The sequence below is a fragment of the Streptomyces sp. NPDC042371 genome (assembly GCF_056437465.1).
This window is the reverse complement of sequence record NZ_JBWKAP010000010.1, coordinates 160,193-180,262: the sequence shown is the minus strand read 5'-3', so window position 1 is coordinate 180,262 and position 20,070 is coordinate 160,193. Positions and strand designations below refer to the sequence as shown.

Annotated in this window: 16 protein-coding genes and 1 pseudogene; 10 read left to right on the top strand and 7 right to left on the bottom strand. The window is 70.8% G+C overall.

The window, feature by feature from the left end; translation table 11 throughout:
* Nucleotide 1: 1 nt before the first annotated feature.
* On the bottom strand, nt 2-202 hold the full coding sequence (locus tag AC068B_RS29285) for a hypothetical protein (RefSeq protein ID WP_478674615.1): 201 nt from the start codon (nt 200-202) through the stop codon (nt 2-4).
* A gap of 575 nt (nt 203-777) precedes the next feature.
* Between AC068B_RS29285 and AC068B_RS29280 the strand changes: the two genes are divergently transcribed.
* The 8 genes from AC068B_RS29280 (at nt 778) to AC068B_RS29245 (ending at nt 11,425) form a co-directional block, all read left to right on the top strand.
* Entirely contained in the window at nt 778-4,701 is a 3,924-nt protein-coding gene (locus tag AC068B_RS29280) for a sensor histidine kinase (protein ID WP_478674614.1), read from the top strand.
* Nucleotides 4,702-5,121, top strand: a complete 420-nt coding sequence (locus AC068B_RS29275) for a roadblock/LC7 domain-containing protein (RefSeq protein WP_098244998.1) — start codon at nt 4,702-4,704, stop codon at nt 5,119-5,121.
* 144 nt (nt 5,122-5,265) lie between these two features.
* A complete protein-coding gene (locus AC068B_RS29270; protein ID WP_055564453.1) occupies nt 5,266-5,667 on the top strand; it encodes a DUF742 domain-containing protein in 402 nt (133 codons plus the stop codon).
* Nucleotides 5,648-6,238 carry a GTP-binding protein gene (locus AC068B_RS29265; RefSeq protein ID WP_468557454.1) on the top strand — a complete coding sequence of 197 codons (591 nt, stop codon included), beginning with the start codon at nt 5,648-5,650 and terminating at the stop codon, nt 6,236-6,238. The genes AC068B_RS29270 and AC068B_RS29265 overlap by 20 nt, the downstream gene beginning before the upstream one ends.
* A 339-nt stretch (nt 6,239-6,577) precedes the next feature.
* Nucleotides 6,578-9,751 (top strand): sensor histidine kinase, encoded by a 3,174-nt coding sequence (locus tag AC068B_RS29260; RefSeq protein ID WP_478674613.1) that lies wholly within the window; start codon nt 6,578-6,580, stop codon nt 9,749-9,751.
* Nucleotides 9,752-9,761: 10 nt separating this feature from the next.
* Nucleotides 9,762-10,175 carry a roadblock/LC7 domain-containing protein gene (locus tag AC068B_RS29255; RefSeq protein ID WP_055564496.1) on the top strand — a complete coding sequence of 138 codons (414 nt, stop codon included), beginning with the start codon at nt 9,762-9,764 and terminating at the stop codon, nt 10,173-10,175.
* A gap of 94 nt (nt 10,176-10,269) precedes the next feature.
* Complete coding sequence (locus AC068B_RS29250; protein WP_356257108.1) at nt 10,270-10,860, top strand: DUF742 domain-containing protein; 591 nt, start codon at nt 10,270-10,272, stop codon at nt 10,858-10,860.
* Nucleotides 10,841-11,425 carry a GTP-binding protein gene (locus AC068B_RS29245; RefSeq protein ID WP_030361923.1) on the top strand — a complete coding sequence of 195 codons (585 nt, stop codon included), beginning with the start codon at nt 10,841-10,843 and terminating at the stop codon, nt 11,423-11,425. Before AC068B_RS29250 ends, AC068B_RS29245 begins: the two co-directional genes overlap by 20 nt.
* A 64-nt stretch (nt 11,426-11,489) precedes the next feature.
* Here AC068B_RS29245 and AC068B_RS29240 read toward each other — a convergent pair whose 3' ends face one another.
* Nucleotides 11,490-11,885, bottom strand: a complete 396-nt coding sequence (locus tag AC068B_RS29240; protein ID WP_478674612.1) for a tautomerase family protein — start codon at nt 11,883-11,885, stop codon at nt 11,490-11,492.
* Between the two features lie 114 nt (nt 11,886-11,999).
* Here AC068B_RS29240 and AC068B_RS29235 point away from each other — a divergent pair, with 114 nt between their 5' ends.
* Nucleotides 12,000-12,863 carry a LysR family transcriptional regulator gene (locus AC068B_RS29235; RefSeq protein ID WP_478674611.1) on the top strand — a complete coding sequence of 288 codons (864 nt, stop codon included), beginning with the start codon at nt 12,000-12,002 and terminating at the stop codon, nt 12,861-12,863.
* 62 nt (nt 12,864-12,925) lie between these two features.
* Here AC068B_RS29235 and AC068B_RS29230 read toward each other — a convergent pair whose 3' ends face one another.
* From AC068B_RS29230 to AC068B_RS29210, 5 genes are all read right to left on the bottom strand, one after another.
* A complete protein-coding gene (locus tag AC068B_RS29230) occupies nt 12,926-13,117 on the bottom strand; it encodes an acyl-CoA carboxylase subunit epsilon (RefSeq protein WP_356257100.1) in 192 nt (63 codons plus the stop codon).
* Nucleotides 13,118-13,138: 21 nt separating this feature from the next.
* On the bottom strand, nt 13,139-14,731 hold the full coding sequence (locus tag AC068B_RS29225) for an acyl-CoA carboxylase subunit beta (RefSeq protein ID WP_478674610.1): 1,593 nt from the start codon (nt 14,729-14,731) through the stop codon (nt 13,139-13,141).
* 184 nt (nt 14,732-14,915) lie between these two features.
* Nucleotides 14,916-17,264 carry a polysaccharide lyase 8 family protein gene (locus AC068B_RS29220; RefSeq protein WP_478674609.1) on the bottom strand — a complete coding sequence of 783 codons (2,349 nt, stop codon included), beginning with the start codon at nt 17,262-17,264 and terminating at the stop codon, nt 14,916-14,918.
* A gap of 227 nt (nt 17,265-17,491) precedes the next feature.
* Nucleotides 17,492-18,322 carry an ABC transporter permease gene (locus AC068B_RS29215; RefSeq protein WP_478674608.1) on the bottom strand — a complete coding sequence of 277 codons (831 nt, stop codon included), beginning with the start codon at nt 18,320-18,322 and terminating at the stop codon, nt 17,492-17,494.
* Nucleotides 18,319-19,284, bottom strand: a complete 966-nt coding sequence (locus AC068B_RS29210; protein WP_478674607.1) for an ATP-binding cassette domain-containing protein — start codon at nt 19,282-19,284, stop codon at nt 18,319-18,321. Before AC068B_RS29210 ends, AC068B_RS29215 begins: the two co-directional genes overlap by 4 nt.
* A gap of 545 nt (nt 19,285-19,829) precedes the next feature.
* On the opposite strand from AC068B_RS29210, the pseudogene AC068B_RS29205 reads away from it, so the two are divergent.
* A pseudogene (locus AC068B_RS29205) lies at nt 19,830-20,070 on the top strand (hypothetical protein); the annotation flags it as partial.

Sequence of the window (20,070 nt, the reverse complement as noted above, 5' to 3'; positions counted from 1 at the left end):
CTCAGACGGCAGACGGGGTCGGCTGCTCCGGGGCGTCCATCAGGATCGTGCGCTTGGGGTTGGCGGTCTGCGTCGGCAGTTCGACGGCGTGCTCGGGGCGGTCGGCCGCGGCCTGCACCTCGTCCGCGTCCGCGAGGTGCGCGAGAGTGGTGCGGCGCGGGTTGGCTATGTTGCGGAACATCGTCGACTTCACAGTCTTCATCTGCTGTTCGGACCTTGTCGGTTGTGGCGTCCCGTGAAGGACGCGGCTTGTCGGATTCGCCATCCCTGTAAAGCGTCAGGCTAAACATCCAATTCCCGGCCAAAGTCCGGAAGACGCCATGATCTTCGTGTGAGTTTGCTCACGAACTAGCGGACAAAAGGGTCAATTCAGCCCTGGAATCGACCAGTTGGAAACGGACATTGCGCCACTGAAGGCACCATTCCGCTCCTGATCATGAAGACTGGGACACCCCCCACCGGTAGAAGCTTTGTGGGGATGGGTCCGTTTTTTACTAGATCACTTTCTACGTCTCGTGACTCCGCACTCACAACGCGTCACGTAGCTCGCGCCGCGACACACGGGCCTTGTTGGAGATCCGGCACTGTGCTGGAATTCCCGGGACCGCCGCGGGATCGAACCGGCGCGCAGGGGCGCAACGCAGCGCCGAGTGGCGGCGGGGAGGGGGAGCAAGCGCCGGTCACTCACGACCACCCATGGGGCGCTTGCCGCCCCACGACGCCGACACCGTCCCGCCGTTACCCGGCAGGACGCCTGGTCCAGAGGTTGCGACGCTAGTGCAGGGACGTTTCAAGAGGGATGGCAAGGGGTCTCCCCAGGCCGACCGCGGCCGAGGGGATGCTCCGGCGGAGCCGGAGCGCGGCTCCTCGCCCCAGCACGCCCAGAACCCCGGCCCGGGCACGCCCGGCGACAGCGGCCCCGGCGCCGCGCGCCAAGGCGCCGTCGGCAGCGGCTCGACGGCCGCACCGGCCAAGGGCAAGGGCTCGTCCGGAGCCAAGACGCCCACCGGACCCGGCTCGCGAATAGCCCTGCGCAACTGGCGCATCTCGACCCGACTGGTCTCGCTGCTCGCGCTCCCCGTGATCACCGCGACCTCGCTCGGCGCGCTCCGCATCAACTCGTCCCTGGACGAGATCCAGCAGCTCGACAACATGAAGCTGCTGACCGAGATGACCAAGCAGGCCACCGAGCTTGCCGCCGCGCTCCAGGAGGAGCGCGACAAGTCCGCGGGCCCCCTCGCGCACGGCGCGACGGCCACGGACTACACGGTCAAGGGCGCGCGCGACAAGACCGACCGCGTCTACCGCAACTTCCTGCAGGGCACCCAGGACCTCAACGACACCGACGGCGAGAAGGGCCTCCTCGGCGTCCGGCACAGCGCGGTCCAGATCACCCAGCAGCTCCAGGGCATCAACGACGTCCGCAAGAAGGCCTTCGCCGACAAGGGCTCCACCTCGCAGACCGTCGAGGCCTACAGCCAGCTGGTCGAGCAGCTCCTGAAGCTCTCCCAGGACATGGCGCAGGCCACGAGCAACCCGGACATGATCCAGCGCACGCGTTCGCTGGCCGCCTTCTCCTCCGCCAAGGAGTACGCGTCCGTCCAGCGCGCGATCATCGCCGCGGCCCTGCCCGCGAACGACAGCGACTACGGCAAGATCTCCGAGACCGACCGCACCTTCGGCCTCAGCGCCAACGAGAAGGAGCGCTCGGAGCTCCAGACCTTCAGCAAGATCTACGCGGGCAACGCCGGTGAGCTGACCAAGCCCATCGACGGCGGCAACCCCGCGGTCAAGGCCGCCAACGAGTACGCCAAGCGCGTGCTCGAGCAGGAGGGCGGCATCAAGCTCCAGGACAAGCGGTCCTACAAGGACTGGGTCGACAACGACACCACCAAGATCGACGCGATGTCGAAGATCGAGCTGACGCTGCTCGGCGAGATGGAGCAGAAGGCTCGCGAGCTGCGCAACGAGTCGGAGCAGTCGGCCATCCTCAACGGTGCGCTGATCCTGCTCGTGCTCGGCGTCTCGCTCGTCGGCGCGTTCGTGGTGGCCCGGTCCATGATCCGCTCGCTGCGCCGCCTCCAGGACACCGCGACGAAGGTCGCCCAGGACCGTCTGCCCGAGCTGGTCAAGCAGCTCTCGGAGTCGGACCCGCAGGACGTGGACACCTCGGTGGAGTCCGTGGGTGTGCACTCGCGGGACGAGATCGGCCAGGTGGCCGCGGCCTTCGACGACGTGCACCGCGAGGCCGTCCGCCTCGCCGCCGAGCAGGCCCTCCTGCGAGGCAACGTCAACGCGATGTTCACCAACCTCTCGCGCCGTTCGCAGGGCCTCATCCAGCGCCAGCTCTCGCTCATCTCCGAGCTGGAGTCGCGCGAGGCCGACCCGGACCAGCTGTCCTCGCTCTTCAAGCTCGACCACCTCGCGACCCGCATGCGCCGTAACGGCGAGAACCTCCTCGTCCTCGCCGGTGAGGAGCCGGGCCGTCGCTGGACACGCCCCGTCCCGCTGGTCGACGTGCTGCGTGCCGCCGCGTCCGAGGTGGAGCAGTACGAGCGCATCGAGCTCTCCTCGGTGCCCGCGACCGAGGTCGCGGGACGCGTCGTCAACGACCTCGTGCACCTCCTCGCCGAGCTGCTGGAGAACGCGACGTCGTTCTCCTCGCCGCAGACCAAGGTCAAGGTCACCGGTCACGCGCTGCCCGACGGCCGCGTGCTCATCGAGATCCACGACACCGGCATCGGCCTCTCGCCGGAAGACCTCGCGGCGATCAACGAGCGGCTCGCGTCGCCGCCCACCGTGGACGTCTCGGTGTCGCGCCGCATGGGTCTGTTCGTGGTCGGCCGTCTTTCGCAGCGCCACGGCATCCGCATCCAGCTCCGCCCGTCCGACTCCGGTGGTACGACCGCGCTGGTCATGCTGCCCGTCGACGTCGCCCAGGGCGGCAAGAAGATGCCGGGCAAGCCCGGTGCGCCCACCTCGACCGGCGGTCCCGCCGCGGCTCAGGCCGCCGCGGGTGCCGCGGCCGCGCGCCGCGGTGTCGGTCCTGGCGGCAACGGTGGTCCCGGTCAGGGCGGTGGCCCCGGCCGTGGCGGTCCCGCGCTCGGCGGCGGGCCCGGTGCCGGTGGCCAGGGCGGCCCCGGGCTGCTCGGTGCCGGTGCGCCGCGTCCGCAGGTCGCGGGCTCGGGTCCGCGGGCCGCGCTGCCCTCCAGGGACACGGGACAGCAGCGTCCGCAGAGCGGTCAGCCGATGGCTCCGCAGGGCAACCAGCAGCAGGGCAACCAGGGCAACCAGCCGATGGGCGGTCAGCCGCAGGGCGGCCGTGGCGGCAACGCGCAGCAGCCTCCGGTGCCCCAGCAGCGTACGAACGCCATGAACCCGCCGTCCGACGCCGGTGACCAGGGCCGCAGGCCCCAGCTGCCGCCGCGCGGCGGACCCCGTGCCGAGCTGCCCGGGGGCAACCCGCAGCCGCGCGTGCCCAGCTGGAGCGACGAGAACGCGCAGCCGCAGGTCTCGCGCGAGCCCTTCGACACCCCGCGGGGCCACGAGGAGCACGAGTCCACCGGTCAGTTCCCCCAGCCCTCGGTGGCCGGTGCGGACGACCGGCAGGGTCCCGGCTCCACCGCGGAGTTCGCCCGCCCGGACTTCGACGGGCCGCCGCCCGGCAGCTCCGCGCCGCAGGACACCGGCTCCACCGGCCAGTTCGTCCGCTCGGACGTCTTCGGCGGGCAGGGGCAGGGCGGACCTCGACAGGGCCAGCAGCCCGGCCGCCCGGCCGCGCCGCAGCACCAGAACCAGAACCAGAACCAGAACCAGAACCAGCAGAACCCGAACCAGCAGCAGGACCAGGCCAACGGGTTTGCGCAGCAGGGCGGTCGGGAGAACCCCGACTACACCGTGCCGCGCCCGCCGGCCCCGCGCCGCAGCCAGGGCGACCCCAACCAGGGCATCCCCCAGCAGCCGCAGACGTCCTCGCAGCAGCCGGGTCAGGATCCGAACCAGGGCCAGGGTCAGAACCAGGCGCAGCAGAACCAGCAGCAGCCTCTGCAGCCCGCGCAGCCCCTGCAGCCCGCCGAGCCCGAGCCCCTGCCCCCCGCCGGTCCCGGCGACGGACGCACGCCGCTGTTCGACACGCTGGAGACCAACTGGTTCCAGCAGCAGCAGAACCAGCACGCGGCGCCGCAACAGCCCGCACCGCAGCAGCCCGCGCCGCAGGAGCCGCAGCACCAGCAGCCCGCGCGGCAGGAGCAGCAGGGCGGCCAGGCCCCCGAGGCCGGGCCGCGCCAGGCTCCCGAGCCCGCACGCCACCAGGCCCCCGAGCCGCCGCAGCGTCCGCTCCCCTCGCGCCCCCAGCGCCAGGACCCGGCCGCCGCTCCCGTCGCCCCCGGCGGCACCAACGGCAACGGGATGCCCGGCGGCTGGCGCACCTCCCCCAACGACGAGCTGGGCCGTCAGGCCGAGCGCGTCCGGCAGCCCTCCGCGGGCGGCGTCACCACATCCGGACTGCCGCGTCGCGTTCCGCGAGCCAACCTGGTCGCGGGCACGGCCCAGCAGCAGCAGGACAGCACAGGTCCGCAGGTCTCGCGTGCGCCCGAAGAGGTACGCGGCCGGCTGACGAATCTCCGTCGGGGCATCCAGCAGGGTCGCCAGGCCGGTACCGGCCAGACCGGCAGTTTCCCCACTCACCAGCAGGAGCGTTAGTTGAGTCCGAGCCAGGCGGCACAGAATCTGAACTGGTTGATCACCAACTTCGTGGACAACACCCCCGGGGTGTCCCACACGGTCGTGGTCTCCGCCGACGGCCTGCTTCTGGCGATGTCCGAAGGCTTCCCGCGGGACCGCGCCGACCAGCTCGCCGCGGTCGCCTCCGGGCTGACCTCCCTCACCGCCGGGGCCTCCCGGATCTTCGAGGGCGGCGCCGTCACCCAGACCGTGGTGGAGATGGAGCGGGGGTTCCTCTTCCTCATGTCGGTCTCCGACGGTTCGTCCCTGGCCGTGCTCGCACACCCCGAGTGCGACATCGGCCTCGTCGGGTACGAGATGGCACTCCTCGTCGACCGCGCGGGCGCCGTCCTGACCCCGGACCTCCGCGCCGAACTGCAGGGCAGCCTGCTCCACTAAGCCCCCGGAGCACGCTCCGAAGCTTTACCCCTTCGGCCGCCCCACCGACCGAACGTACTGACCAACCGTCCGGCCGCCACACTGCCCCCACCGGCTCTGTCAGACGGCACACGCAGATGACCTGCTGTCCCGCCCGGAGGATCCATGACCCCGCCCACCGCCTCTCACAACCCGTACGGCGACGCCTCGTACGGAATGGAGGGCGACCAGCCGCTGGTGCGTCCCTACGCGATGACCGGCGGCCGGACCCGGCCCCGCTACCAGCTCGCCATCGAGGCGCTGGTGAGCACCACGGCCGACCCGGCCCAGCTGATGGGGCTGCTCCCCGAGCACCAGCGGATCTGCCACCTGTGCCGTGAGGTCAAGTCGGTGGCCGAGGTCTCGGCGCTGCTTTCGATGCCGCTCGGGGTGGCCCGGATCCTCGTGGCGGACCTGGCCGAGGCCGGGCTCGTCGCCATCCACCAGCCCGGCGGCGACGAGAACGCCGGTGGCCAGCCTGACGTGACACTGCTCGAAAGGGTGCTCAGTGGACTTCGCAAGCTCTAGCGGTTCGGGCTCGGACTCGGCCCGATCCACCACCTCCGCGAAGATCGTGGTGGCGGGCGGCTTCGGCGTGGGCAAGACCACGTTCGTCGGCGCCGTCTCCGAGATCAACCCGCTGCGCACCGAGGCCGTCATGACGTCCGCCTCCGCGGGCATCGACGACCTGACCCACACCGGGGACAAGACGACGACCACCGTCGCCATGGACTTCGGCCGCATCACCCTGGACCAGGACCTGATCCTGTACCTCTTCGGTACGCCCGGTCAGGACCGCTTCTGGTTCATGTGGGACGACCTCGTGCGCGGCGCCATCGGCGCGGTGGTGCTCGTGGACACCCGCCGTCTCGCCGACTGCTTCCCCGCCGTCGACTACTTCGAGAACAGCGGTCTTCCGTTCGTCATCGCCCTCAACGGCTTCGACGGCCACCAGCCGTACACTCCGGACGAGGTGCGCGAGGCGCTGCAGATCGGGGACGGTACGCCGATCATCACGACCGATGCGCGACACCGTGCGGACGCAAAGAGTGGCTTGATCACCCTGGTCGAGCACGCACTTATGGCACGTCTCAAGTAGGCAGGTCAGTACGGCAGTTGCCGTAGTCCACACGGAGTGATCTGTGTCCTTTGACACGGCCGCGATGGGTGTTCATAACGTTTCGACAGAGAATTGCCCGGTGACCGCCACGCGTCGCGGTCACCTGGTGTCGCTGTGCTCACAAGAGCCCCGCCTTTTGGCGGGGCTCGCTCTTTTTGACCGTTTTATCTGAGGCTTACACCACTTGGAAGCCGCGCTTCCTACTGTTTGGAAGAGCGGCCCCTGACGTGCTGGAATGCGTCGAACTGCCCAGTAGCACGGGCCTTGGAGACGACAGCGGCACGACGTGAGTGCCGCCGCCGAGAGGTTGTTGGTCGAGTGAGGCGAAGCAAGCCGAGCCCCGCTGCATCCCCCATGGGGGACACGCGGGGCAACTTCACCCCGCCGCCGCGCACAGCGGCGTCCCCCGCCGATGGTGCCGCCGCGCCGGTCAACGAGGCCCCCGCGTCCTCCGGCGGACGGATGTCCCCCCGCAACTGGCGCGTGCCGACCCGCCTGAACGCGATCCTGCTCATACCCGTGCTCGTGGGCCTGGTCATGGGCGGTTTCCAGGTCAAGGGCTCCATCGACACCTGGAACGAGGCCCAGGACGCCGAGAACACCGCCCGCCTGGTGCGGGCGTCGCTGAACTACGGCAACCGCCTCATAGAGGAGCGCGACATCACCGCCGCTCCGCTGCTGAACGGCAAGCGGAACGACCCGACCGTCATCAAGGCCCGCAAGGCCACCGACAAGGCCGCCGCCGAGTTCAAGGCCGCCTCGGAGAAGATGCCGGACAAGGAAGGCCTCAACCGCCGGCTCGACGGCTTCCACAAGGTCGAGCCGAAGCTGGTTCCGCTGCGTCAGGCCGCGTACACGACCAAGCTCCCCGGTGTGAAGACCGAAGAGGGCTACGTCGCCATCCAGCACCCCCTGATGGAGTTCGCCAACGAGCTCGGTCTGGGCACCGGCAACATCACCAGCTACGGGCGCACCGTCTACGCGATCTCGCTCTCCAAGGCCGCGCTCTCGCTGGAGCGGTCCATCGGTACGCACCTGCTGGTCAAGCCGGGCCCCGGCAACGGCTCGCTGACGCTGCAGCGCACCTCGCTCGCCTCGTACGCCTACCTCGAACGCATCGCCATCGAGGAGTACACCGGCGGCGGCACCCCCGAGGACGTCGCCAAGCTGGAGGACGCCAAGAAGGAGCTGACGGCCGCCGGCGAGAAGCAGGCCAAGGAGGCCGCGGCCGCCGCGAAGGCCCAGGGCAAGACGTTCGTCCCGCCGCCCTCCCAGGAGAAGATGGTCTCCGCCATCGCCACCCTGGAGAGCACCCAGCCCAGCGCCCGCGTCGAGCTGGCAGGCAAGGGCATCACCCGCGAGGCCTGGTGGGCCACCACCACCGCCAAGTTCGACGCGTACCGCACGATCGAGTCGGACCTCGCCGACAAGGCCGTGGACGAGGCGTCGGACATCGCCGCCACCGCGCAGCGCAACGCCTACATCACCGGCGCCATCGTGGTGCTCGCGCTGCTCGCCGCCTTCATCCTGGCCGGGCTCATGGCCCGCCAGATGTCCAAGGCGATGCGCCGGCTGCGCACCGCTGCCTTCGGCATCGCGGAGCAGCGCCTGCCGATGCTGGTCGACCAGCTGTCGCGCACCGACCCGGGCCGGGTCGACACCCGGGTGCAGCCCATCCCGATCAACACCACGGACGAGATCGGCGAGGTCGCCCGCGCCTTCGACCAGGTGCACCGCGAGGCCGTGCGGCTCGCCGCCGAGCAGGCCCTGCTCCGCGGCAACATCAACGCGATCTTCACCAACCTGTCGCGCCGCAACCAGTCCCTGATCGAGGGCCAGCTGACCCTCATCACCGACCTGGAGAACAACGAGGCCGACCCGGACCAGCTGGAGTCGCTCTTCCGCCTGGACCACCTGGCGACCCGTATGCGCCGCAACGGCGAGAACCTCCTCGTGCTCTCCGGCGAGGAGCCGGGCCGCCGCTGGGACCAGCCGGTTCCGCTGGTCGACGTGTTGCGCGCCGCCTCCTCCGAGGTGGAGCAGTACGAGCGCATCGAGCTGTCGGGCGTTCCGGAGGCCGAGATCCACGGCCTCGCCGTGACCGACCTCGTGCACCTGCTCGCCGAGCTCCTGGAGAACGCCACCACGTTCTCCTCGCCGCAGACCAAGGTCCGCGTCACCGCGACGCGGATGCCCGACGGCCGCGTCATGGTCGAGATCCACGACAAGGGCATCGGCCTCACCGCCGAGGACTTCGCGGACATCAACCACAAGCTGGCCAATCCGCCGACCGTGGACGCCGCGATCTCGCAGCGCATGGGTCTGTTCGTGGTCGGCAGGCTCTCCGACCGGCACGGCATCCGCGTGCAGCTGCGCCCCTCGGGCGAGCAGGCGGGCACGACCTCGCTGGTCATGCTGCCGGACGCGATCACGCACGGTGGCGGTGGCGAGCACGGTTCGCAGGACCCCGAGTTCACCGTCTCCTCGATCATTCCCGAGCAGCAGGCCCTCGCGCCCGAACCGCTGCGCACCGCCGCCGAGCTGGGCTTCGACGACACCCGCTACCACGGGGACGGCACCGAGGCACAGCCCGAACTCGACCCGGTCGGCCGCTCCTTGATGCGTGAGGAGCGCCGCGCGGCGCTGGAGGCGCAGGCCCACCAGCCCGGCGACCACCGTCCGCTCTTCCGCGACGAGGTCGAGCCGCAGCAGGGCGGCTACCAGCAGCAGGCTCCCGCTTACGACGAGCAGCAGCAGGTCTCGTACGACCAGGGCGGGCAGTACGAGAACGACCAGTACGCCACCGGGCAGTACACCAACGCGCAGTACACCCAGGACGGATACCGCGACGAGCAGTACCCGGCCGAGCCGTACCAGGGTGAGCAGTACCAGACCGGGCAGTACCCGGCCGAGCCGTACTACCAGGACGATTCAGCCGGGTACCAGGACCAGCAGATCTCCTATCCGGAGCGCTCGCGTCAGGACGACTGGCCCTCCGCCGACGGCTACCAGCCGGAGTACGAGCAGGAAGCGGAATCTGCGCAGGCGGGCCACACGGCCGACGCCGAACGCGTAGGCTTCGACCGGCCGGGACCGGCGCCGTCCGTCGTCCACGACATGACCGACGCAGGCCTCCCCCGCAGGGGTTCCTCCGGTGCGAACGGGAACGAGAGTTCCCCCGCCGCGAGCGAGGACCGGGACGACTGGCGTTCGTCCAACGACGAGCGCTGGCAGCGAGCCGAGCGCCTCAAGGAGCCGAAGGCGGGCGGGGTCACCCCGTCCGGGCTCCCGCGGCGGGTGCCCAAGGCCAATCTGGTCGAGGGCACCGCGGAACAGACCCCACAGGGCGGCCCCCAGGTCTCCCGCGACCCCGAGGACGTGCGGGGCAGGCTGAGCAACCTGCGCCGGGGTGTCCAGCGGGGACGCACTGCAGGAAGTGACACGAATGGCCAGGGCTTCAGCCCTGATAGCACCTACAACCAGGAGCGTTAGTGTGAGCCCGATGAGCCAGGCGGCGCAGAACCTGAACTGGTTGATCACCAACTTCGTGGACAACACCCCCGGGGTGTCCCACACCGTGGTGGTCTCTGCCGACGGACTCCTCCTCGCGATGTCCGAGGGCTTCCCCCGCGACCGCGCGGACCAGCTCGCGGCCGTCGCCTCGGGCCTGACCTCGCTGACCGCCGGGGCCTCCCGGATCTTCGAGGGCGGCTCCGTGACCCAGACCGTTGTGGAGATGGAGCGAGGATTTCTCTTCATCATGTCCATTTCCGACGGCTCCTCGCTCGCCGTTCTTGCCCACCCGGATGCGGACATTGGTCTCGTTGGGTACGAAATGGCACTTCTTGTCGATCGCGCGGGCACGGTTCTCACTCCGGACCTGCGCGCGGAGCTCCAGGGGAGCCTTCTCAACTAACAGACAGACGGTGCGTTTCCGCGCCTCGTGGCCGTAAGGTTCGGGACGCGGCTCCACAGTGATGGTGCCCGGCACAGTTGGAGGAGGAAGCAACGTGGCAACACCCCCAGACGGTTCGTCATCGGCGAACTGGTCCCCTGGTCACGGCCAGGGCGGCCAGCACGACGGCGGCCCGAACAGGTACAACTTCCCCTCCGCTCCGAGCCACCGCCGCCAGCCGTACTCGCAGCCCCAGCAGCCCGGGCCGCGTCCGTACGACCAGGGCAACCCGGCGCGAGCACCCCGTATTCAGCCAGTGCAACCCCAACGGCGCGCCCCTGAACCGGCGCCCGCGGGGTCGGCGAACAACCCCCTGGTGCGCCCGTACGCCATGACGGGCGGCCGCACCAGGCCGCGCTACCAGCTCGCCATCGAGGCGCTGGTGCACACCACCGCACAACCGCACCAGTTGCAGGGCCAGTTGCCCGAGCATCAGCGCATCTGCAACTTGTGCCGGGAGATCAAGTCGGTCGCCGAGATCTCGGCGCTCCTCTCCATCCCCCTCGGCGTCGCCCGGATCCTCGTAGCCGACCTGGCGGAGGCCGGACTTGTCGCCATCCATCAGCCCGGCGGCGACGACACCGCCGGCGGCCAGCCAGACGTGACACTGCTCGAAAGGGTGCTCAGTGGACTTCGCAAGCTCTAGCGGCGGAGCAACAGCCCGCTCCACCACCAGCGCGAAAATCGTGGTGGCGGGCGGCTTCGGCGTGGGCAAGACCACGTTCGTGGGGGCGGTCTCTGAGATCAACCCGCTGCGCACCGAGGCCGTCATGACGTCCGCGTCCGCGGGCATCGACGACCTGACCCACACCGGGGACAAGACCACCACGACGGTGGCCATGGACTTCGGCCGCATCACCCTGGACCAGGACCTGATCCTGTACCTCTTCGGTACGCCCGGTCAGGACCGCTTCTGGTTCATGTGGGACGACTTGGTCCGTGGCGCGATCGGCGCGGTCGTCCTGGTCGACACGAGGCGGCTCGCCGACTGCTTCCCCGCCGTCGACTACTTCGAGAACTCCGGGCTGCCCTTCGTCATCGCCCTCAACGGCTTCGACGGCCACCAGCCGTACACGCCGGACGAGGTGCGCGAGGCGCTGCAGATCGGCCCGGACACCCCGATCATCACGACCGACGCGCGCCACCGCGCGGACGCGAAGAGCGCGCTGATCACGCTGGTCGAGCACGCGCTGATGGCGCGGCTCCGATAGCGGTCCGCCCACCTTTTTCCGGTACGCGGCTGAGGGCCCGCACGCTTCGGCGTGCGGGCCCCTGTCAGTTTCCGCCTCCGCGGTAGTGCGCGAACTGCGTGACGCCCTGGTAGCCGTAGCTCTCGGGGTGCAGTTCGTGCAGGGCGACGCCGCCGCGGGCGAGCGGGCCGAGGAGCTCCGTCAGGAACGCGGCGGCGCCGGTGATGAAGGCGGCCTTCTCCGCCGCGCTGTTGGTGCCCGCGGTGATGCTGACCTCCAGGTGCGCGTCGCGGCCGCCGTCGCTCAGGGGCTCGCCCGCGACGTAGTAGCGGTCGGCGGGGACGAGGTCGAGGTGGACGATGGTCCGCGCGGCGGACTTGCCGAGCGCGGAGACCGCTAGTCCGGTCAGCCCCTCGGCGAGGGCCCGGCCGATGTCGGCGGGCAGGTGGGGGTCGGTGACGGTGGCCCTGATGTGGGGCATGGCTCTCCTCCGGATCGTGGGCTGTCCGCCGGGTACGACGGCACCGGGCCACCCTCGCCCGGCCTGGCACGATTGATCCAACGCATCGCCGTCATAGACCTATGAGGCCGCCGCATGACCGTGAACTTCCCGCAGCTCAGGGCGTTTCTGGCCGTCGTCGACGCGGGCGGTTTCAGCGCGGCCGCCGACGAGCTCGGCCTGAGCCAGTCCGCGGTGTCGCACGCCGTGGCCTCCCTGGAACGCGAGCTGGCCGCCCCGCTCCTTGTCAGGTCGGGTCCGGTGCGGACGACGGCGCTCGGGGAGCGGGTCCTGCCGTACGCCCGCAGCGCGCTGTCGGCGGTCCGGGCCGTGGAGGAGATCGCCGAGGACGCCGGAACCGTCACCGGCACCGTGCGGCTCGCGTCGACCCCGACGGTCTGCCAGGGCCTGCTGCCCGGCCTGGTGCGGCACTGGCGGGAGAGCTGCCCGCGCGTCACGGTGCGGGTCTTCGAGGGAGACAGCGCCGAGGTCGGCCGGTGGCTGGAGAACGGCACGGCCGACGCCGCCGTCCTGATCGATCCACCGCCGGGCCCCGGTGTCCGGCTCGCCGTCGACGGCTACCGCGTGCTGCTCCCCCGCGACCACCCGCTGGCGGGCGAGCCGGTCATCGACGTGCGCGATCTGGCGGACGACGACTTCCTGATCTCGCCGGGCGGCTGCGAGGAGCGGGTCCGTGCGCTGCACGACCTGGCGGAGCTGCGGTTCGCCCCGGCGCAGCGGGTACGGGATCTGGCCACCCTGATCAGCATGGTGCAGGCCGGGATCGGGGTGACCGTCCTGTCGGAGGTCTCCCGCCCGCTGGTCCCGCCCGACCTGGTGCTGCTGCCGGTGGAGCCGCGGGCCGCCCGGCGCCTGGTGCTGAGCGGCCCACGGGACCGCCCGTGGCATCCCGCGGTCCGCCCGCTGGCGGAGTCGGCCGCCGCCCGCACACCCTCCTGAGCTGCGACGACGAGGGCCCCGCCCTCCCGGAGGAGAGCGGGGCCCTGGTCACGATGGGGGCGTCAGCCCTGCCAGCTGTGCGGGGAGCGGAAGCCCGGGGTGCGCTCCAGGCGGCGCCAGCCGGCCTTGTCGCGGCCACGGCGCGCGGGGGCGGCGGGCTGGGCGGCGGCGCGCGCCAGCAGGATCGCGGTGATGGCCGCGACCTCCTCGGGCTCGGCGTGGCCCTTCTCGACGCGAATGTCGGGGGTAGTCATCTGCAGCGTTCTCCTTGTGGGCTACTGCGGGGGGTTGCCGTGCTTGCGCGAGGGCAGGTCGGCGTGCTTGTTGCGGAGCATGGCGAGGGACTTGATGAGCACCTCGCGGGTCTCGGCCGGGTCGATGACGTCGTCGACGAGGCCGCGCTCCGCTGCGTAGTAGGGGTGCATCAGCTCGGCCTTGTACTCCTTGACCATGCGCGCGCGCATCGCCTCGGGGTCCTCGGCGGCCGCGATCTGACGCCGGAAGATCACGTTCGCGGCGCCTTCGGCACCCATGACCGCGATCTCGTTGGTGGGCCAGGCGTAGGTGAGGTCGGCCCCGATGGACTGGCTGTCCATGACGATGTACGCGCCGCCGTACGCCTTGCGCAGGATCAGCGAGATCCGCGGGACGGTGGCGTTGCAGTACGCGTACAGGAGCTTGGCGCCGTGGCGGATGATGCCGCCGTGCTCCTGGTCGACGCCGGGCAGGAAGCCGGGGACATCCAGCAGGGTGAGGATCGGGATGTTGAAGGCGTCGCACATCTGCACGAAGCGCGCGGCCTTCTCGGAGGCCTCGATGTCCAGGACACCGGCCAGGGCCTGCGGCTGGTTGGCGACGATGCCCACGACCTGGCCGTCCAGGCGGGCCAGGGCGCAGATGATGTTGCGCGCCCAGCGCTCGTGGACCTCCAGGTAGTCGCCGTCGTCGACGAGCTCCTCGATGACCTTCGTCATGTCGTACGGCCGGTTGCCGTCCGCGGGGACCAGGTCGAGCAGGACGTCCGAGCGGCGCTCGGCCGGGTCCTCCGACTCGTGGACCGGCGGGTTCTCCCGGTTGTTGGAGGGGAGCATCGAGATCAGGTAGCGGACCTCGGCGAGGCAGGTCTCTTCGTCGTCGTACGCGAAGTGGCAGACGCCCGAGGTCTCGGCGTGCACGTCCGCGCCGCCGAGGCCGTTCTGGGTGATCTCCTCACCGGTCACCGCACGGACGACGTCCGGGCCGGTGATGAACATCTGGGAGGTCTCGCGGACCATGAACACGAAGTCGGTCAGCGCCGGGCTGTAGGCGGCGCCGCCCGCGCACGGGCCGAGCATCACCGAGATCTGCGGGATGACACCCGAGGCCTTGGTGTTGCGCTGGAAGATGCCGCCGTATCCGGCGAGCGCCGAGACGCCCTCCTGGATGCGGGCACCGGCGCCGTCGTTGAGCGAGACCAGCGGGGCACCGGCCGCGATGGCCATGTCCATGATCTTGTGGATCTTGGTGGCGTGCGCCTCGCCGAGCGCGCCGCCGAAGATCCGGAAGTCGTGCGCGTAGACGAAGACCGTGCGGCCCTCCACCGTGCCCCAGCCGGTGATCACACCGTCCGTGTACGGCTTCTTGGCCTCCAGGCCGAAGCCCGTGGCCCGGTGCCGACGCAGCTGCTCGACCTCGTTGAACGAGTCCGGGTCGAGGAGCAGCTCGATCCGCTCGCGGGCGGTCAGCTTGCCCTTGGCGTGCTGGGCCTCGGTCGCCTTCTCGCTCGGCCCGCGCAGTGCCTCCGCACGGATCTCGTGCAGCTCGGCCACGCGGCCGCGCGAGTCGGTGGGCTCGCCCCCAGAGGAAGCGGTCTCGTCCAAAACGGTCATGTAGCGACCTTACGGAGCGCCCCCGGGTAAACGGACCGTCGACTATGAACAGTCCTCGGGCCGTTTTCCTGGCACCCCCGAACAGAAGCGCGCCACAGCCATGAAGAAGTGACGGCTCAGGCCCTCTACGGCTGTGGGGTTTCCACAAAAAAGGCCTCGCACCGTGGCACCCCAGAGGCCTCCGTCAGCTGAGAGTCACCTCACAGCGGTGGCTCGCGCAGGCCCTCCCCGGCGTGATCCGCAGCCGCAGCGAACGGCCCGTGCCGAGCACCTCGACCGAGGGGTCCTTGCCCACCACCCGGGACACGGGTCGGTTCCAGGTGAATTCGAAGGATTCTCCAGTGCGCGGGGGCTCGCTCACATGCACCGTAGCCCCCCTCCCCCGCTGCCGTACCAGCACACCGGCAGGCGCGGTCACGGCGAGCCGCCCCGCCTCGCCCGCCTGCCAGAAGTTGGCCGCGGTCAGACCGAGCGAGTCGACGGCCACGGCCTGGACTTCCGCCGAGTTGGCGAGGACCGACAACCAGCGGCGGTCGTCGGCGCGGGCCTGGAGGGTGCGGCGCGAGGCGTTCGGCATCAGGACATAGGCGTACGTAGCGTCCGTGGGGTCGGTCCCGTGCTTCAGCCAGAGCGTCTGCCAGCGCCTGGTCCGGCGCTCGGCGGAGCTGCCGGTGTTGATGTCGGACCAGGCTCCGGTGCGGTCCTCGCGCACCGCCGCGAGCTGGGACGTACCGCCGGGGAAGAGCCATCCGCCGTGGCCGTCGAGGTGGGCCCAGCGGGGGCGCGGACGGTCCTCGACGGTGAAGGCGGCGGTACCGGCCTCGCCCAGGTTGCGGTTGTCGACGACCGTCTCGACGGGGGTGCCGTCGGTGGCGGTGATCCCGGCGCCCAGACAGATCACGGCGTCCGCGACGCAGAACCACGACTTGCGGGCGTCGAGCGTGGAGCCGAGGCCCTTCAGGTGCTGGCCGACAGCGGCGAACTCACCGTCGGTCGTGCCGCCCACCCACGTCACCGGGGGCCTGGCGGCGCCCCACTCGCCACCGGCCTTGTCGGGGAGCTTCTTGACGGACACGGTCGTGCCCGGCAGCCGGTAGGGGTCGACGGTCGGCCAGAACCAGTCGGTGTACTGATCGCCGTGGGCCCCGGCGCCCCACCAATAGACCATTCCGGCGCCGGTGTGCCAGCCGCGCGGGTTCTCGCCGTTGCCGCACTCGTAGTACGAGATCCGGTCCGAGGCCATCGAGAGGTTCACCGCGAACCCGGGGCGCCGGTGCACGGCGCGGTCCATGGCGGCGAAGAGCCGGTGCCCGACCGGCTCGGGCGCCGCCCGCACCGCGGAGTCCGCCACGGCGTGCAGCCGCGCCAGATCGGCGACGCCCAGCTGCCGGGCGGTGAGCAGCGGTGTGACGGTGTCCCGCTCGATCCAGCCCTTGATCCGGCCGTGCCAGCGCTCCCGCTCGGCCGCGCTCGCGCCGCCTGCGAGCATCGCCATGGCGGCGATCAGGCCCTGCCCGTGGAAGTGGTCGCTGCGCATGATCTTGCGGTCGTCGCCCTTGAGGTACCCGCGGCTGATGGCGCGGCCGTTGACGCTGTCCATCATCAGCCCGTCGAAGATCAGCGGCGCGTACGCCCGCTCGACGCTGTCGAGGATGATCTGCTTCTTGGGATCGGTGACCGCCCACGTCGACCCGGCGAGCAGCGCGAAGAGGCGGCCGAGACCGTCGAGCATGACCTGGCCGTACGTTCCCGAGTAGGCGACCCAGGTGTGCTGCACGAAGGAGCCGTCCGCGTAGAGGCCATCCCCCTTGGTGACGTAGGGGAAGACCGGTGAGAGCGCGTCGCGGGCGAGGGCGACCTTGGCCGGGGCCCTGCCGAGGATGCCGCGCAGGGCGACGGAACGGCACAGGTCGACGCGGTTGGCGCCGGTCGAGGTGCCGGTGTAGTCGCCGATCGCGGAGTCGGGGACGAAGTGGTCGACGGCGGCGAAGGCCTTGTCCCTGCGGTCCGCGCCGAGTTCGTCGTGGAGCGCGGCCACGATGTCCATGAGCAGCCGGGGGCTGCCTATCTGCCACTCCCACCAGTTGCCGTAGCGGGTGGTGGAGGGGTGGTAGACGGTGGCGACGACGTGGTCGAAGCCGCGCAGGACGTCGGCGAGGAGCGCGGGGTCGCCCGTCGATTCGGTCCCTTCACAGACGTACGCCTGCGCCATCGTCCACAGCCTGCTGAAGCTGAGGGTGATACCGGCGGGCGGGTCGAACGGGGCGTCGGGCCAGAGGGACTTGGCGGCCGGGGCCATGGCCGAGCGGAAGGTGCGGGCGAGGTCGCCGATCTCCTTCAGGCGGGAGGCGTACGGCTCGGTGGCGGGGTCGTAGCCGGTGCCGAGGGAGATCTCCAGCCAGCGCTTGCGCAGGACGGCGAACTCGTCGTCGCCCTCGGCGGCGTGCGCCTGGAACGGCAGGTTCAGCATGGCGGCGGCTCCGGCCGTACCGAAAGCGGTTGCGGCGAGGAAGGTGCGACGGGTGTGGGTCATGCGACAGGGGTGTATCAGCGGACAGAAAGCGCTGTCTATACCTCTGACAGAGACTGCCAGAGACTGACAGAGATCGGCAGGCACCGGGCGCACAAGGTGCACAACAACTGAGGGCCGCGCGACGTCGTCGTCGCGCGGCCCTCTCCGCGAGGCACCCCCGTGGCTCCGCGGGGTCTGTGGGGGCTGTGGGGTCCGTGGGGGCTGTGGGGTCCGTGGGGGCTGTGCGATCAGCGGGTGGCGCCCCGCCTGAACAGCGAGCGCGCCCAGACGAAGCCGAGCAGGGCGATGGCGACGCCCCAGCCCACCGCGAGCGGCCCGAACTTGCCGATCTCCGCGCCGGTCAGCAGCCCGCGCAGGGTCTCGGTGAAGGCGGTGTAGGGCTGCCACTCGGCGAAGTGGCGCAGCCAGCCCGGCATCGAGTCGAGCGGCACGAACACGCTGCTGAGGAAGGGCAGCAGGAAGGAGAAGGGCAGGGCGACGCTGCTGGCCGCCTCGGGCGCCTTGACGAGCTGGCCGAGCGCGACGGCGAGCCAGGTGAGCGCGGTGCTCATCAGGGTGAGCAGACCGGCCGCGGCGATCCACTCGACGGGCTCGGCGCCGGACCGGAAGCCGATGAGGAAGGCGACGCCGGTGACGAAGACGATGGTGATCATCGTCTGGATGACGGCGCCGACCGCGCGGCCCGTGAGGATCGATGAGCCGTTGATCGGCATGGTCCGGAACCGGGCCACGATGCCCTCGGTCATGTCCGTGCAGACGCCGACCGTGGTGGGCAGGACGCCCGAGCCGACGGCCATCAGCAGGATGCCGGGGACGAGGTAGTCGATGTAGTCGCCGGACCCCTGGTCGCCCATGCCCGCCGACATCGTGCCGCCGAAGACGTAGTTGAAGAGCAGCAGCATGGCGATGGGCATGCTCACCAGGCTGATCGTCATGGCCGGGTAGCGGCGGGCGTGCATGAGGTTGCGGCGCAGCATGGTCAGGGAGTTCTGCAGCGCGGAGGTGGGGGCGGGGACGTGGGTCCGCTTCGTCGCCGGGGCGGTGGTGACAGTACTCATCGGGTGGTCGCTTTCTCGTGGTCGGGGCGGCCGGTCACGGCGAAGAAGACGTCGTCGAGGTCGGGGGTGTCGATGGTGAGTCCCTCGACCTCGGTCCCGCTGGCCTCGACCAGGTCGAGCACCGCCTTGACGGACTTCAGGCTGCCGTCGCTGGGGACGTGCAGAGTCATGGCGTCGTCGTCCCGGCTGCCGACGCCGAGCAGTCGCGCGATCTTGTCCAGTCCGTCGAGCTCGGCGAAGCGGAGCTGGATGTGACCGCCGGGGACGAGGCGCTTCAGCTCGCCCGGGGTGCCCTCGGCGACCAGCTTGCCGCCGCTCAACACCGCGATGCGGTCGGCGAGTTGATCCGCCTCCTCCAGATACTGCGTGGTCAGGAAGATGGTCACGCCGTCGGCGACGAGCTCACGGACGATCTCCCACATGCCGTGCCGACTGCGCGGGTCCAGGCCGGTGGTCGGCTCGTCCAGGAAGATCACGCGCGGGCTGCCGACCAGGGTCATCGCGATGTCGAGCCTGCGGCGCATGCCTCCGGAGTACGTCGCCGCGGGCCTCCCCGCCGCCTCGACGAGGTCGAACCGCTCGATGAGCCCGGCGGCGAGGTGCCGCCCCTGACGGCGCCCGAAGCCGTACAGGTCCGCCATGAGCGTCAGGTTCTCCTCGCCGGTGAGGAGGTTGTCGACGGCGGAGAACTGCCCGGTGACACCGATCGCGGCGCGCACCGCGTCGGGTTCGCCCGCCAGGTCGTGCCCGGCCACGCGTGCCTCGCCCGAGTCGGCGGAGATGAGCGTGGAGAGGATCTGCACGGCGGTCGTCTTGCCCGCGCCGTTGGGCCCGAGCAGGGAGAAGATCGTGCCTTGCGGGATGTTGAGATCGATCCCGTCCAGCACGGTCTTCTGGCCGTAGGCCTTGCGCAGGTTGGTTGCGGTGATGGCTGCTGGGCGCGTGGGGTGGGGCGTTGCCATGTCCGTTCCTTCTTGGGGGTGAGATTTTGGGGGTGAGGTTTTTTTGGGGGGGGTGAGGCTTGGGGGGTGAGGCTCTGGGGGGGGCTCTGACGTGGAGCCTTAATTAGGACTTCAGTTCGAAACCGACCCTGGGGCGGGGCTTTTGGGGTACCAACTGGAGGGCGAGGGCGGAGCTGTGGGCTCCCGGGGAGGTGCGACTTCGGTGGAACTTGGGCCGGGGACGGCGGGATGGCGCGGCCGGGGCGGGAGATGCGGAGCGTGAACTGCTGAGGCTCGCGGAGGGGTGCGGCCTGGGGGCCGGGCGAGGGAGGTGCCGGGTGGCGGTCGGGGTACGTGCCGGGTGCCGGGCGGGGTACGTGCCGGGTGCCGGGCAGGGTACGTGCCGGGTGCCGGGCAGGGTACGTGCCGGGTGGTGGTCGGGGTACGTGCCGGGTGGTGGTCGGGTGCGGCTCGGGTGGCCCGAGGCTTGGGGCGGGGGCCGGTGGGGCTGGGCGCCGGTGGTGAGGTACGCCGGTGGTGAGGTGCGGACCGGGGTTGGAGTGCCGGTGGCGGGTGGGGCGTGGGCCGGATCGAGGCCGTGGGGCGTGGGCCGGATCGAGGCCTGGGGCGGCGGGGGCCGGTCGGGGCGCCAGCGAGGCGCAAGCTGGGCCGAGGCCACCGGGCAGGCGCAGCCGTTGGGCGGGATCGGTGAGGCGCGGGCCGGGCCGAAGCTGCCGGGCGGGGGCCGCAGGGCGGGATCGGCGAGGCGCGAGCCGGACCAAGGCTGCCGGGCGGGCGGGGCCGGTA

Coding starts and splice junctions, on each gene's coding strand:
- AC068B_RS29215 (WP_478674608.1), bottom strand. CDS start 18,322: ATGAGTACTGTCACCACCGCCCCGGCGACGAAGCGGACCCACGTCCCC.
- AC068B_RS29230 (WP_356257100.1), bottom strand. CDS start 13,117: ATGACTACCCCCGACATTCGCGTCGAGAAGGGCCACGCCGAGCCCGAG.
- AC068B_RS29270 (WP_055564453.1), top strand. CDS start 5,266: ATGACCCCGCCCACCGCCTCTCACAACCCGTACGGCGACGCCTCGTAC.
- AC068B_RS29255 (WP_055564496.1), top strand. CDS start 9,762: ATGAGCCAGGCGGCGCAGAACCTGAACTGGTTGATCACCAACTTCGTG.
- AC068B_RS29220 (WP_478674609.1), bottom strand. CDS start 17,264: ATGACCCACACCCGTCGCACCTTCCTCGCCGCAACCGCTTTCGGTACG.
- AC068B_RS29240 (WP_478674612.1), bottom strand. CDS start 11,885: ATGCCCCACATCAGGGCCACCGTCACCGACCCCCACCTGCCCGCCGAC.
- AC068B_RS29225 (WP_478674610.1), bottom strand. CDS start 14,731: ATGACCGTTTTGGACGAGACCGCTTCCTCTGGGGGCGAGCCCACCGAC.
- AC068B_RS29285 (WP_478674615.1), bottom strand. CDS start 202: ATGAAGACTGTGAAGTCGACGATGTTCCGCAACATAGCCAACCCGCGC.
- AC068B_RS29235 (WP_478674611.1), top strand. CDS start 12,000: ATGACCGTGAACTTCCCGCAGCTCAGGGCGTTTCTGGCCGTCGTCGAC.
- AC068B_RS29210 (WP_478674607.1), bottom strand. CDS start 19,284: ATGGCAACGCCCCACCCCACGCGCCCAGCAGCCATCACCGCAACCAAC.